15 protein-coding genes are annotated in these 13,254 nt (G+C 48.2%); 14 read left to right on the forward strand and 1 reads right to left on the reverse strand.

Annotated elements, in window-relative coordinates:
* Nucleotides 1–5: 5 nt before the first annotated feature.
* From AC1BI1_RS12130 to AC1BI1_RS12175, 10 genes are all read left to right on the forward strand, one after another.
* Nucleotides 6–1,292 (forward strand): NAD(P)/FAD-dependent oxidoreductase, encoded by a 1,287-nt coding sequence (locus tag AC1BI1_RS12130; RefSeq protein ID WP_476717560.1) that lies wholly within the window; start codon nucleotides 6–8, stop codon nucleotides 1,290–1,292.
* A gap of 211 nt (nucleotides 1,293–1,503) precedes the next feature.
* Nucleotides 1,504–1,836 carry a NifB/NifX family molybdenum-iron cluster-binding protein gene (locus AC1BI1_RS12135; RefSeq protein WP_476717561.1) on the forward strand — a complete coding sequence of 111 codons (333 nt, stop codon included), beginning with the start codon at nucleotides 1,504–1,506 and terminating at the stop codon, nucleotides 1,834–1,836.
* A gap of 48 nt (nucleotides 1,837–1,884) precedes the next feature.
* Complete coding sequence (locus AC1BI1_RS12140) at nucleotides 1,885–2,238, forward strand: NifB/NifX family molybdenum-iron cluster-binding protein (protein WP_476717562.1); 354 nt, start codon at nucleotides 1,885–1,887, stop codon at nucleotides 2,236–2,238.
* A 24-nt stretch (nucleotides 2,239–2,262) separates the two neighbouring features.
* Nucleotides 2,263–2,433 (forward strand): 4Fe-4S binding protein, encoded by a 171-nt coding sequence (locus tag AC1BI1_RS12145; protein WP_476717563.1) that lies wholly within the window; start codon nucleotides 2,263–2,265, stop codon nucleotides 2,431–2,433.
* Nucleotides 2,434–2,452: 19 nt separating this feature from the next.
* Nucleotides 2,453–3,319, forward strand: a complete 867-nt coding sequence (locus AC1BI1_RS12150; protein ID WP_476717576.1) for an ATP-binding protein — start codon at nucleotides 2,453–2,455, stop codon at nucleotides 3,317–3,319.
* Entirely contained in the window at nucleotides 3,297–4,178 is an 882-nt protein-coding gene (locus tag AC1BI1_RS12155; RefSeq protein WP_476717564.1) for an ATP-binding protein, read from the forward strand. The genes AC1BI1_RS12150 and AC1BI1_RS12155 overlap by 23 nt, the downstream gene beginning before the upstream one ends.
* Nucleotides 4,179–4,201: 23 nt before the next feature.
* The gene (locus AC1BI1_RS12160; RefSeq protein WP_476717565.1) at nucleotides 4,202–4,624 is read left to right on the forward strand and encodes a Fur family transcriptional regulator; all 423 of its coding nucleotides are present in this window, start codon (nucleotides 4,202–4,204) and stop codon (nucleotides 4,622–4,624) included.
* A 27-nt stretch (nucleotides 4,625–4,651) separates the two neighbouring features.
* Nucleotides 4,652–4,762 (forward strand): iron-sulfur cluster assembly scaffold protein, encoded by a 111-nt coding sequence (locus tag AC1BI1_RS12165; protein WP_476717566.1) that lies wholly within the window; start codon nucleotides 4,652–4,654, stop codon nucleotides 4,760–4,762.
* A 22-nt stretch (nucleotides 4,763–4,784) separates the two neighbouring features.
* Complete coding sequence (locus tag AC1BI1_RS12170) at nucleotides 4,785–5,618, forward strand: Mrp/NBP35 family ATP-binding protein (protein ID WP_476717567.1); 834 nt, start codon at nucleotides 4,785–4,787, stop codon at nucleotides 5,616–5,618.
* A 102-nt stretch (nucleotides 5,619–5,720) separates the two neighbouring features.
* Nucleotides 5,721–6,095, forward strand: coding sequence for a DUF5320 domain-containing protein (locus AC1BI1_RS12175; RefSeq protein ID WP_476717568.1), 375 nt, complete (start codon nucleotides 5,721–5,723; stop codon nucleotides 6,093–6,095).
* A 58-nt stretch (nucleotides 6,096–6,153) separates the two neighbouring features.
* Here AC1BI1_RS12175 and AC1BI1_RS12180 read toward each other — a convergent pair whose 3' ends face one another.
* Complete coding sequence (locus AC1BI1_RS12180) at nucleotides 6,154–8,187, reverse strand: sigma 54-interacting transcriptional regulator (protein WP_476717569.1); 2,034 nt, start codon at nucleotides 8,185–8,187, stop codon at nucleotides 6,154–6,156.
* Nucleotides 8,188–8,521: 334 nt separating this feature from the next.
* On the opposite strand from AC1BI1_RS12180, the gene AC1BI1_RS12185 reads away from it, so the two are divergent.
* The 4 genes from AC1BI1_RS12185 to AC1BI1_RS12200 all read left to right on the forward strand — a co-directional run bounded on the left by AC1BI1_RS12185 (nucleotide 8,522) and on the right by AC1BI1_RS12200 (nucleotide 12,919).
* The gene (locus tag AC1BI1_RS12185) at nucleotides 8,522–9,388 is read left to right on the forward strand and encodes a creatininase family protein (RefSeq protein WP_476717570.1); all 867 of its coding nucleotides are present in this window, start codon (nucleotides 8,522–8,524) and stop codon (nucleotides 9,386–9,388) included.
* Nucleotides 9,389–9,401: 13 nt separating this feature from the next.
* Nucleotides 9,402–10,595 carry a pyridoxal phosphate-dependent aminotransferase gene (locus AC1BI1_RS12190; RefSeq protein WP_476717571.1) on the forward strand — a complete coding sequence of 398 codons (1,194 nt, stop codon included), beginning with the start codon at nucleotides 9,402–9,404 and terminating at the stop codon, nucleotides 10,593–10,595.
* A 36-nt stretch (nucleotides 10,596–10,631) separates the two neighbouring features.
* Entirely contained in the window at nucleotides 10,632–11,849 is a 1,218-nt protein-coding gene (locus AC1BI1_RS12195) for a homocitrate synthase/isopropylmalate synthase family protein (RefSeq protein ID WP_476717572.1), read from the forward strand.
* Nucleotides 11,850–11,920: 71 nt separating this feature from the next.
* Nucleotides 11,921–12,919 (forward strand): tripartite tricarboxylate transporter substrate binding protein, encoded by a 999-nt coding sequence (locus AC1BI1_RS12200; RefSeq protein ID WP_476717573.1) that lies wholly within the window; start codon nucleotides 11,921–11,923, stop codon nucleotides 12,917–12,919.
* The last annotated feature ends 335 nt before the right edge of the window (nucleotides 12,920–13,254 follow it).

A 13,254-nucleotide genomic window follows, 5' to 3' on the forward strand; every position in this document is an offset into this window, starting at 1 on the left:
CAAGTATGAAATGGGCAGATGTCCTAGTTGTCGGCGGTGGCATTGCAGGTTATACTGCCGCAATGAGCGCCAGGTGGTACTTTCCGGACAAAAAAATTATCCTGGTACGCAAAGAAAGGCAACCTTTAATTCCTTGGGGCTTACCTTATGCCAGTGGCATGGGAACTTTAGCCAGAAACTTTTTAGATGATATTAATCTTTTTAACAGTAGAATTGAAATTATAATCGATGAAGTCCGGGAGATCGACCGTAACAATAAATACATTTATTTAGTCGACGGTGCGAGGATCGGTTATGATAAGCTCATACTTGCCACCGGAAGTATACCTCTGATCCCCCCCATAAAAGGCGCTAATCTTAAAGGTATCTTTGGGCTAAAAAAAAGCGCTCCTTATCTTGAAAGTTTGGGGAGAGACTTGCAGAGAGCCCGCAACGTTATTATTGTAGGCGGGGGACCGACAGGTGTACAACTTGCAGAGGCATGTTCTATAGGCGTGGGAAACAATGTTACCATCGTTGAACTTCTTCCCCATTGTCTTTCTATGGTCTTTGATGAAGAGTTTTGCGAGTTAATTGAAGAGAAACTACAGTTTCAAGGGATTACTATCATCACAACCGCACAAGTAGAGGAATTGTGCGGTCAGGGATGGGTAGAAGAGGTAAGACTTTCCAATGGAAGCGTCCTGCCGGCTGATATGGTTATCTTCACCATAGGCATACTTCCTAACGTTGAGTTGGCTAAGAGAGCGGGCTTGAAAACAGAAGAGGCTCTGGGGATACATGTGGATGATTATATGCGTACCAGTGACGAACATATCTTTGCTGTGGGAGATTGCGCCATGAAAAGTTCATTTTTTGGTCCGGCATTTCCCGCTAGGAAGAGGGCTTCCACCGCTGGCCACGAGGCCCGCGTAGCAGCAGCTAACTTATTTGGCCTCAGGCAGACCAGAAAGGTAAAAGTGGATAAATTTTTTGCTGCTGTGGGAGACCTGGCTTTAGGTTCTGTGGGGCTTACCGAAAGGGCTGCTCGCTCCCGGGGCATAGCAGTTGTAACGATTGATAAGTTTTTTGAGGTTGCGACCCGGGACACGGTGATAAAGGTGCTTTATGTTAAAGAAACGGGTATAATTATTGGGGCCCAGGTGGGGGGCAAAAGTATGCCTCTTGTACGTGAAGTGATCACCCTCTTAGCCGAGGCTATTCAAAATAAGGTGACTTACTGTGAGGTGGGCTTCGGTAAACTAGGGCTGGGTTCCAGCCTCACAGACGCGCCTTTGGAATTTATTCAGTGATAGCCCACTTTATCAGGTTTTCATACTTTTTAAGCGGACTCTTTTTTGTTTATCAGCATTACCCCAAGCTCCTCTCTTAACAGGGCGGCCTCAAGGGCTTGCCCTTGTTTTTCTTAGGCAAAGGATAATTTTATTGACATATGGCCATAATAGGAGTACAATATAAATGAACTAATGACCATAACCCGAATTGAGGGGGGATAAATCCACAGTGAAAGTGGCTATAACAGCCCAAGGGCCCAACTTGGACTCCGCCGTTGAACCGCGCTTTGGCCGCTGCCCTTATTTTATTCTCATGGACACCGAAAATAACGCTGTAGAAGCAATTGCCAATGAGGGCGCTGGATCTGGAGGAGGGGCAGGTATCGCTGCTTCCCAGGCGTTGATCAATCGGGGTGTGAAGGTGGTAATCACTGGCCAGGTAGGTCCCAAGGCCATGCGAGTTCTTCAGGAAGCGGGGATCAGGGTTTACCATGCGACCTCAATGACTGTCCGCGCGGCCCTGGAACAATGGCAGCAAGGGAAGTTAACGGAGATTTCTTAAACTACCGAAAGGTTGGCGTATGAATAGCCGAGGGGGAGGTAAAAGAATTTGAAGATAGCAGTAGCAACTGAGGGTAATATGGTGGCCGAGCATTTTGGGCACTGTTCCCAGTATACTTTATTTGAAGTTGAGGACCAGAGGGTAATCAGTAAAACAGTTATCGCTAATCCCGGACACCAACCGGGATTTTTACCGGGGTATTTAGCTAATTTGGGCGTAAATTGCGTGATTGCCGGCGGGATGGGTGCTCGGGCGGTAGAGTTGTTTGCTGAACGCGGAATCCAAACCATTACCGGCGCTAGCGGCCCTGTAGACGAAGTAGTACACGCTTACTTGAGCGGCAACCTGCAAACCCGCGGTGGCTTTTGCGACCACGGGCATCACGGGCATCATGGATGTTAACTTTAGGGCGGGAGGAGGATGGCCATGGCTGTACGGGTGGATGAAGAAAAGTGCACAGGGTGTGGGAGTTGTGTGGAAGTATGTCCCACGGCTGCCATAACGGTTAAAGACATAGCAGTTGTTAATGAAGATGAGTGCGTGGAATGCGGTTCCTGTGTAGACGAGTGCCCTAATGGAGCTTTAAGTCTGGCATAGAAGCGGTGGTGAATTGGCGGTGATTGTGGCGGTAGCCAGCGGCAAGGGCGGTACAGGGAAGACTACCATAGCGGTCAATTTGGCTCTAGCCTTGGAGAGAAAAGTGCCGGTTCAGTTTTTGGATTGCGATGTGGAGGAACCCAATGCCCACCTGTTTCTCCGACCTATCTTTGAAGGAGAACGGGAAGTAACTTTACCAGTGCCAGAAATAGACACTACTAAATGCAATGGCTGCGGAAAGTGTAGCGAAGTCTGTGCCTTTAACGCCATTGCCGTGGCAGGAGGCAAAGTCGTCACCTTTCCCGAATTATGCCATGGCTGTGGCGCTTGTGCCCGGTTTTGTCCCTCCCAGGCTATTAAGGAAAAGCCTCACCGTATCGGAGTCCTGGCTACTGGCCAGGCGGGCGCCATAGCTTTTGTTCACGGGAAAATAGATGTTGGTACGCCGCTGGCTCCGCCGCTGATTAAAGCTGTAAACAAGGAGAGGAGAAATCAAGGAGCGGTAATAATTGATGCTCCACCGGGAACTTCCTGCCCGGTAGTAACGGCGGTAACCGGTAGCGATTTCTGTTTGCTGGTTACAGAACCTACTCCTTTCGGCCTTAACGACTTGCAACTGGCTGTGGGGATGGTCCGGGAATTGGGCATTCCTTTTGCTGTTATTATTAACCGTTCTACTCTAGGGGATTTTCGCGTGGAACGTTATTGCTATGAGGAAAGAATTCCAGTACTTCTTAAAATCCCTTTTGACAAGCGCTATGCTGCCTGCTACTCCCAGGGACAATGCTTGGTAAAGGTGTATCCAGAATGGGTTCCGGTTTTTGCTGAGGTCTGGAAACAAATGGAAAGGATGGTGAAGCGGGGTGCAAGAGCTCTTAGTTATTAGTGGTAAGGGTGGTACGGGTAAGACGTCCCTGGTGGCAGCCTTTGCCGTCCTGGCCCGGGATAAAGTGCTGGTAGACTGTGACGTGGACGCTGCAGATCTGCACCTGCTTCTCCATCCCCAAGAACAAAGCGCCAATGAGTTTTGGGGGAATCCCAAGGCCTTTATCAATCCCGAAAGCTGTAACGGGTGTGGGCTATGCCAGGAAGCTTGCCGTTTTGAGGCTATCAAAGACTACCGCGTGAATCCCCTCTTATGCGAAGGCTGTGGTGTATGTAGCCGTTTGTGCCCGGCTGGTGCCATCGAGATGCGCAGCCATTTAGCAGGTTACTGGTATATTTCTCACACCAGTTACGGCCCTATGGTCCACGCCCAACTGGGAATTGCCGAGGATAATTCCGGCAAACTGGTTACAGTAGTACGCCAGGCGGCCCGCAAACTAGCCCGGGAATGCGGCTTAAATCTAGTTATTATTGACGGTCCACCAGGAATTGGTTGTCCGGTGATTGCTTCTTTAACAGGGGTATCTTTAGCCCTGGTGGTCACTGAGCCTACGGTGGCTGGCCATCATGACTTGGAAAGAATAATGCAATTGGCCCGTCATTTCCGGGTGCCGGTCGAGGTTTGTATTAATAAGTTCGATCTCGCTCCGAAAAAAAGCCAGGAAATAGAAGAGTATTGCCAGGCTCAGGGCGTTGAGGTGATAAGTAAAATCCCCTTTGATGAAGAAGTTACTCGGGCGATATCCAGGGGTGAGCCCCTGGTGCGTCGTTCGCGAACTGCCGCAGCCAGCGCTGTGAAGTCACTATGGGAAAAGCTAAGGGAACGGATGGATGTCCTCGCAAGCCAGCAGGAGCATTAAAAGGTATTCGGGGAGGGGAAAACATGGCAGTCGGGATAAGAGAAAATTTAGAACGCCTCCAGGAAAACGAACGGCGTCTCACTCCTCAGCGGAAGGCTGTTTTGCAGGCTTTTTTGGAGCTGTCCCAGAAACACCCGACTGCCGAAGAGGTATATAGGGCAGCCAAAAACTATTGTTCCAGTTTGGGCCTGGCTACGGTTTATCGTACATTGGACCTCTTCGTTCAGCTAGGTATTATTCAAAAAGTACCTTCGGTGGACGGGATTGCTCGTTACGAGATAAATAGTTTTTCTCATAGCCATTTTCTTTGCTTAAAGTGTGGCCGTACCTATGAGCTTAAGGAAGAACGGGTAAATTTACCTATTCCCCAGCACCTGTCTGCTTCCGGCTTTGAGATATTAAAATCCACGTTAGTTGTTATAGGCTTTTGCCCTTCTTGTCGTTGAAGAACCTGATAGTGGTGGAGAGGAGTATTGAAATGCGGCTTACCCGACCCCAAAATACATTGTTCCAATTTAGGTGCTGAAGCCCTTCATAAAGCAATCGAGGATTATTTGGTTAAAAGGGCTGTTAAAAAGAATTAGAAGAAGGAGTGGGTGAGGAACATTGGCTAAAGAGTCCTGCGAGACTTGCAACCCCGAAAGCTGCACTTCTACTACCTGCGAAGCCAAGAAACCCCAGAAAATACCGCCCAATGAGATGAACCACATCAAACATGTAATCGCTATTATGAGCGGCAAAGGCGGAGTCGGTAAATCTTCGGTGACCGCCTTGCTGGCAGTAGCCCTGGCCCGAGAAAACTACCAGGTTGGTATCCTGGATGCGGATATTACAGGTCCCAGTATCCCTAAAATGTTTAGTATTCGCCGGCCTCCCCAGGGGAGTGACATAGGAATTTTCCCGGCGGAAAGTCCGCTGGGCGTAAAGATTATGTCCTTAAATCTTTTGTTACCGCAGGAAGATGATCCTGTCATCTGGCGCGGCCCCTTGATCGCCAGTGCAGTAAAACAGTTCTGGACCGATGTATTTTGGGATAACCTGGATTACCTGTTAATTGACCTGCCTCCAGGCACCGGAGACGCGCCCCTTACAGTACTGCAGTCTTTACCCCTTGCTGGACTGGTGATTGTCACTTCTCCCCAGGAACTGGCTAACATGGTAGTTCGCAAGGCCATTAAGATGGCAGCCATGATGAAGGTTAAAATACTGGGCCTGGTAGAAAACATGAGCTACATCCTTTGCCCGGATTGCGGCAAGGAAATTTATGCCTTCGGCCCCAGCCGTGCCGAAGAGGCTGCGGCCAAAGCAGGCATTCCTCTTCTAGGAGTTTTGCCGCTGGACCCGGAGTTAACCGCCTTGTGCGACCGCGGGCAGGTAGAAAATTATCGCGGCATGTTATTGGAACGGACCCGGGACTTTATTGCTAGGATGGCATTGTAACCTTGCCAGAGGAGATGGTGTGGTTCATTATTGACATATGACCGCAAATCGGATATATTATAATTGAAAATAAACATATGTTCATAATAGGAGGGAATGTATATGCCGTGGGGCGATAGGACAGGTCCTTGGGGTTTGGGTCCTATGACGGGTAGAAGAGCTGGCTACTGTGCTGTCTTCCCGGTTCCTGGCTTTGTGAACCGGGCCTGGTGGGGTGCTTTCCGCAGATTTTGGGGAGGTTTTGGCCGGGGATGGCGGCATATGTATTATGCCACGGGATTGCCCGGCTGGCTTAGAGGTGGGTGGTGGGCCGCTCCCTTTCCCGGCGCGGTTCCTACCCTGGAGGAAGCGGTTCCCGGGGTGGAAGTACTGAAGCAGCAGGCCAGCCTTCTAGAGAAACACCTTCAAGCCATTAGGACCCAAATTGATGCCCTGCAACAGCAGAAAGGGAAAGAGCAGGAAGAAAAAGGCGAATAACACCTTCCACAACTTAAGGCCGGGTGAGACCCGGCCATTTTGCATTATTATACCTGGTTTATCGCCAAACAAGGGTTTGCCACCTTAATAGTAATTCTGTGCCCTGGCTGGTCAAGCTTGTTCCTTGTCTACCCCTGCCAATTTTTACAAGACCTTTTTGAGCCAGTTGTTTGAGTTTACTGCGCACTCTTTCTTCTGTAAGCTTAAAACCCTTTTTTTGTAATTCCAGGGCGATCTGCCTGCGCCCCAAGCACTTTTTTGTTATAGCAGATTGATGTAATACTTCAAGCAAAGCTATCTCTTCAGTGAGGTCCTGCGTTATACTTAAAGTTTTTGCCAACTGCGTAGGCGCATTACTATTTTCACGTATATCTTCGGGAAGGTCAGTTATACTTACTTTTTGACCCTGAAAGTTTAACATAAGATATTCCATAAGGTTTTTGAGCTCACGTACGTTTCCCGGCCAGGAGTAGGTTTGTAAAAAGATTAAAGTTTCGGGTGCAAAAAATTCTTCCGGCCGGAGATTGGCTTTGGCCAGAAAATGGGCGATCAAAACGTGAATATCTTCTGGCCGTTCTCTTAAAGGCGGTAAGTTAATGGTAAAAGTGTTTAGCCGGTAGTAGAGATCCGCGCGAAACCTTCCTTTTTTTACCGCTTCTTTCAAGTTGCGATTGGTGGCCGCAATGACCCGGATATCTATAGGAATCACCCTTTCGGCACCCAGGCGCATGATTTCCTTTTCTTCCAGGACTCGCAGAATTTTGGCCTGAAGGGAAAGAGGCAGCTCGCCTATTTCGTCTAAAAAGATAGTGCCCCCGTTGGCCTGCTCAAAAAGCCCGGCACGACCGCCGCGGCGTGCACCGGTAAATGCCCCCTCCTCATAGCCGAAGAGTTCGCTTTCCAACAATTCTTTGGGCAAAGCAGCGCAGTTTACGGCTAGGAAGGGGCCAGAGCTACGAGGAGAGTCGTTATGTATGGCGTGGGCAAACAGCTCTTTACCCGTACCGCTTTCTCCCGTAATCAGCACTGGGGCTTCTGCCTGCGCAAAGCGCTTGGCCTGTTCTATGCACTTTAAAATGGCACTACTTTGGCCTTGGATGTGGTGAAAGGTGTATTTGGCTAGATAGCCTGTTTTAGGAAATTGCTTTCTCAAAGTGCGCTCTATGCGTTCGATAGTTTTTAATTCACAAAAAGTAATAACTACCCCATACGGTTGTCCTTCTTCTTGAAGAAGGGTACGATTTATAAGGATGCGCTGCTCCCCCAAAGTCTCTACAGCATCTTCTTCCGATTGCAACCTGTGCAAAGGCCGGTTGACCGCAAGCGCTGGTAGTATTTCCTGCAAAGGTTTGCCCAGAACTTGCTGCTGTGGAAGTTTAAAAAATTTTTCCGCTGCCTGGTTAAAAATGAGTGCTTTGCCTTCCTCGTCTGTTACTATTACCCCATCATGTACTTTATCTATCACAATCCCCAAAAGTTGAGTTAGTTGCTCATTATCCTTTAAACTTTTTACTAATTGCTTGCTTGTTTCTATTACCTGATTTAAATAGCGGGCGGAAAGCAGGTGAGCTCTCTCATCTAGAAGGCGGAGGCGGAGTAAGATTTCTGTCAGGGTAGTAACATCGATTATGCGGCAACCGAGATCAATTACTCTTTTAACTGTAGGCGGTACAAGGTGGGGCTCGCCTGGAGTAATGGCTACTTCTACCTGAGGAACTTCATCTAAACCGGGATAGACGGGTATTAGCCAGAAATCGGTAAATCCCATGCCGTACAGCAGGGAAACTACTTCTTCCGCTGTTTCTTTGCGATCGTTTACCAGCATGGCTTTAGTGCGAGGTGGGAGTTGCAAAAGAAGGTGTAGTTTCCGCAGGTCAATGGTGCGCCGGGCAACGATGACGTTTTGACGGTTACGCAGGAGGTGCTGGATATCCCGCCGGATGGGCTCTGAAGCCACTACAATGAGGTCACCGTCAAGAAGATGGGAGGAGAAATCTTGATCCACGCATAACGATCGTATCTGTACTGTGCCCCGGAGAAGGTCGTTAAGCTGGCTGGCAAGTACCTGTCTGTTTTGTTCTCCTTTGGCCACCAGTACTACCGTTTGGCTGATGGGAAGTTACCTCCTTTTTGGTTTTTATACTGCAATTTCGATCAAAGATTTCTAATAATTATTCGATAATAGACTCATTGTTTCCTGCTTTTTGGGGGAAAATGCCCCCATTTATAGTTTGGGCTTAATATGGTTTGCATCGTGGTCCGGGGAGGACCGGGAGTAGAGCGCTGTCAAAATGCTGGAACATCAAAATATACTGTGTGCAACGAAAGGGACTAAACGAAATGGATGACTTCAGAAATAAGCTGGCACGGAATTTGCTTATAAAATAGCCATAAAGAGGTAAATAGTCTTAAGGAGGTAATTTAAAGTGAATACCGAAGAAAAAAATCCTGTAAACCGCAAGTATCGCCTTTTTGACCTGACGTGGGTAGAGGTTAAAGAGTGGCTGGCTAAAACCGACGTAGTCTTAGTGCCTATTGGCAGTACGGAACAACATGGACCTCATTTACCAACCGGCATTGATTCTTACGCGGCATATTACGTGAGTATAGAAGCGGCCAAAATGGCCGAGGTGCCGGTAGCCCCTTTGATCCCGGTGGGTTTCAGTCCCTTTCATATGCGTCCAAAGGAACCCGGTACCATAACCCTGCGTGACGAGACCTTGTTTAACCTTATGTATGATATAGGAAGAAGTCTCATTTACCACGGGTTTAAGAAAATTGTATATGTTACCGGACATACTTCGAATGCCCCTACATTGGATAAGGTTATCCGCGCTTTGAGATATGATACAGGTGCCCTGGCCATAAGTTATGCTGCTGATACGGAAGTTTTTGCGACCATGTGCGAGGATCTTATTGAAGGTAAAGATCAACTACCTGGCTGGCATGGCGGAGAAATAGAAACTTCGGGTGCCCTGCTTTTCTGCCCGGAACTGGTATGCCTGGAACGGGCTAAACTAGAACTCCCCCACAATCCTTCCTGGCTTCCAGAGGGAAGTAGCAAAGAGTCGGGTTCCGGTTTTCAGTTCCGGTTCCGCGACTATCCGGTGAGAGCTCCCTTTGACCAGTGGGAATACAGCGAGAGCGGTATCATGGGTAATCCCCTTCTGGCAAGCAAGGAAAAGGGGGAAAAAATTTATGGACGTATGATAAAGTTGTTCGCGGAATTTCTTAAGGAACTTAAGAAGGTGCCTGTAGAAATTTTAAGGCGGGATTTTCCCGAGCGTGTGTAAAGAGGTGGCGGATGTGAAACTAGATTCCATGTACGCAGATTTATCGCCGACCAACAGGTTCATGGCCGATAGATTCAAGCATATGCCAGTGACTGAACGGGGACAGATGATTGCTCTGGCCAAAGGAGTGCCTAACCTTATTAGCCTAGGGCGGGGAGATCCTGATCTGCCTACACCGCCTCACATCATAGCAGCAGCCAAAAAGGCTATGGAAGAAGGAAAGACCCATTATACGGACTGGGCTGGAACTCCCGAATTGCGGAAAGCTATTGCCGAAAAGCTTCGCCGCGATAACGGGTTAGATGTAGGCACCGACGAGGTGCTGGTGACCGTCGGTGCGCAAGAGGCGGTATTTTTGCTGATGTTAACGCTTATCAGCCCAGGTGATGAAGTGATTGTCCCCGAGCCAAGATATACTCCTTACGATACGGCTATTCAGGTGGCAGGGGGGAAGATTGTCCCCTTGGTAATGCGACCCGAAAATGAATTTCAAATTTTGGCCTCGGAAGTAGAAAAACTGATCACTCCCCGAACCAAAGCCCTGATAATAATCAGCCCCAATAACCCCACAGGTTCGGTAATACGTAAAGAGAACCTGGAAGAATTAGCCGACTTAGCGAAAAAATATGACCTTGTGGTGGTATCCGATGAAATTTACGAAAAGCTTATTTACGATGGATGGAAGCACTGGAGCATAGGATCTTTCCCTGGTATGAAGGAACGTACCTTTACTATCAATGGGGTTTCCAAAGCTTATTCCATGACGGGGTGGCGATTAGGATATGTTGCTGGCCCTAGAAATGTTATTGAAGCCATGATCCAGCTTAAATATACCGTTTCTATTTGCACCTCATCTATTTCGCAGGCGGCAGCTTTGGAGGCTATGACCGGGCCTCAAGACTGTGTGTACGAAACAGCGCGTATTTACAATCAGCGCCGACTGGTTGCCATGAAAAGACTGGATAAACTCGGAATTCCTTATGTAGTGCCAAGGGGGGCCTTTTATATCTTTCCCGACGTACGAAAATTTGGCTTGAATTCTTTTGATTTCTGCAAATTTATTTTGGAGAAAGCCCAGGTTCTTTTGTTTCCCGGCACGGCCTTTGGCGCGGCCGGTGAGGGCTTTGTGCGTATTTCTCTGCTAGCCCCGGAAGAGCAGATAGAACAGGCTTTTGACCGGATGGAAAAAGCTTTAGCTCTTCTTTAGTTTTCAAAGCAAGTATCTTGGGAGGTGTGAAGATAAATGGATTTGGAACACGGTCCCTGGAAAACGGACCGTTTCTGGGTAAGCCACTATCAATATTTGCCGGAAGTACGGCGGGAATTAGACCTGCCCGCTAAGGTAACTTTTCACGACTCTACTTTACGGGATGGAGAGCAGGCAGCCGGAGTAGTATTCTCTGTAGAACAGAAGGTTGAAATAGCCAAAATGCTGGATAAAGCTGGTGTTCAATTTATCGAGGCGGGGTTTCCCATAGTTTCTAAAGCAGACCGGGAGGCCGTAGAAAAAATCGTGGAACTTGGCCTTAAGGCCAAAATAACCTGTCTTTGCCGGGCGCGGAAGGAAGATGTGGAAACAGCGGCGGCCTGCGGTGTCTGGGGAGCTATTATCGAAATACCTGTAAGCCAGGTAAGGTTGAAATACCAATTTGGTTGGGAAGAACGAGAGGCAGTAGACAGGGCATTGAATGCCTGCATGCTGGCCAAAGGAAAAGGCCTAGCTGCTTATCTTTTTCTTATCGACGCTACTAGAGCTGATTTAGGGTTTCTGGAACACATGGTGACTACGGTGGCCAGTAAAGGTGGGGTAGATAGAGTTTCTATCGTAGACACTGCGGGCTGCATTACGCCGCGAGGAATATATTTTCTCGCCAGGCAGTTTCGTCAGTGGTCTCCGATACCGCTCGAAGTCCATTGCCACGACGACTTTGGCCTGGGTGTGGCTAATTCTCTGGCGGCTGTAGAAGCAGGTGTTACCAGTGTAGCTGCTACCCTGAATGGCTTGGGCCAGCGGGCAGGAAACGCCGCTTTGGAGGAAGTGGCCTGGGGCCTGGAAGCACTTTATGGTATTTCTACGGGACTTGATTTTGCTATGCTTTATGAGGTGGCAATAAAAGTGCAAGAAATGTCTGGCTGGAGCTACCCGCCCAATAAGGCAGTGGTAGGAAAAAATATTTTCACCTGGGAAGCAGGACTGCCGGTTGCTGCTTTACGGCGCAATCCTCATACAGTTGAGCCTTTCCAGCCGGAAATTTTTGGTCGAAAGCACGAAATCGAGCTGGGCAAGAAGTGTGGAAAGGCCAATGTCGAGTGGAAATTGGAAGAACTAGGGTTGAGGGTGGAAGAAGAGCATCGGGTTGAAAGATTAGTAGAGATGGTAAAAACGAGGGCTATAGAGTTGCAAAGGAGTTTAACCGATGAGGAATTTTATGCTTTATACCAGGAGGTGATTAAGGGGTGAGTAAATAGTAAACAAATTTATAGTCCTTGTTTTTTGTTTAAAAATCAAATTTTTACGGGAGGAAAGGGATAATGCGTTCTAAACTCGTAATGATGATTTTGGCCCTCTTAGTGGGGCTCTTCGTCGCCGGTTGCGGAGGCGGCAAGGCGACGCCTTCCAAGGAAGAGGGCAAACAAAGTGTTTCGGCAACAAAGTTTCCGGAAAAGCCTATAACTCTTATCGTGGCTTATGGAGCTGGCGGCGGTACTGACATTACGGCGCGCCTTTTGGCCGGACATTTGGAAAAAGAATTGAAGCAGCCGGTAACTGTAAGTAATATTACCGGGGGCGGTGGCTGGGTAGGGTGGGGCCAGCTTGCCCATTCCAAACCGGACGGCTATACCATAGGTTATATCAATATACCTAACATATTTGCCGGATACCTCGATCCTAAAGTCAAGCGACCGGAAAATCTGGAGAGTTTTGCTCCCATTACCAACCATGTCACTGATCCGTGCCTTTGGGCGGTTAAAGCTGACAGCCGCTTTAAGAGCCTGAAAGAAGTTATTGACTATGCTAAAGCCCACCCTAATGAACTCAGTATAGCTGCTCATGGTTATGGTAATGACGACCATTTGGCCATCCTTCAGGTAGAAAAACTCACAGGGGCTAAATTCAAAATCGTGCACAACGACAGCACCAACATCAGTATCTCTCAGCTTTTGGGCGGCCATATTGACTTGCTGGGCGCCAATGTGAGCGAGGTGGTTAATCCGGTTAAAAAAGGGGAAATGCGGGTTCTGGGTGTAATGTCCGAAAAGCGTTCGGAGTTTTTGCCTGACGTTCCTACGTTTAAAGAACAGGGTTTCGAGGTTATCATGTCCGTTTCTCGCGGCATAGCGGCACCGGCCGGTACTCCTCCTGAAATTGTTAACTTCTTGGCCGCAGCCATTGAAAGGGCTATGCAAAATCCCGAGCATAAAGCCAAAGCTAAGGAACTAGGATTAACATTGGATGTTATCAAAGGTGAAGAATATCGTAAGTTCCTAAAGAATGAAGAACAAAAGGTCAAACAGTTAATGGGATGGTAAAAATGCACCGGGAGGCGTTATACCTCCCGGTGACTCCCGGTGAAGGTGAGTGATTATGTCTCGAGATAGTATCATTGGCGTGATACTTATTGCCCTCAGCGGTTTGCTCTATAAAGTCAGCTTAGAATTTCCAGGTGATGCGAGAATTTTTCCTCAAGTGCTTTTAGGGGTTCTTGTTCTTCTCTCGCTGCTACTTATTCTTAACAGTTTTCGCAAGAAAGCACAGGAGAAAGCTATCCTATTTGCACGCTCTTTCTACGTAAGCGTCAAATACAACCCACCTTGGCACAGTGCTCGAGTTTAAGGGATAATCTTCCTCAGAAAACGAACTGAGG

This window comes from Thermanaeromonas sp. DSM 22490 (genome assembly GCF_056378755.1).

What these genes read in the sequence shown, in the direction of transcription:
- AC1BI1_RS12175 (WP_476717568.1), top strand. Translation starts at nt 5,721, where the DNA reads ATGCCGTGGGGCGATAGGACAGGTCCTTGGGGTTTGGGTCCTATGACG.
- AC1BI1_RS12195 (WP_476717572.1), top strand. Translation starts at nt 10,632, where the DNA reads ATGGATTTGGAACACGGTCCCTGGAAAACGGACCGTTTCTGGGTAAGC.
- AC1BI1_RS12160 (WP_476717565.1), top strand. Translation starts at nt 4,202, where the DNA reads ATGGCAGTCGGGATAAGAGAAAATTTAGAACGCCTCCAGGAAAACGAA.
- AC1BI1_RS12200 (WP_476717573.1), top strand. Translation starts at nt 11,921, where the DNA reads ATGCGTTCTAAACTCGTAATGATGATTTTGGCCCTCTTAGTGGGGCTC.
- AC1BI1_RS12130 (WP_476717560.1), top strand. Translation starts at nt 6, where the DNA reads ATGAAATGGGCAGATGTCCTAGTTGTCGGCGGTGGCATTGCAGGTTAT.
- AC1BI1_RS12145 (WP_476717563.1), top strand. Translation starts at nt 2,263, where the DNA reads ATGGCTGTACGGGTGGATGAAGAAAAGTGCACAGGGTGTGGGAGTTGT.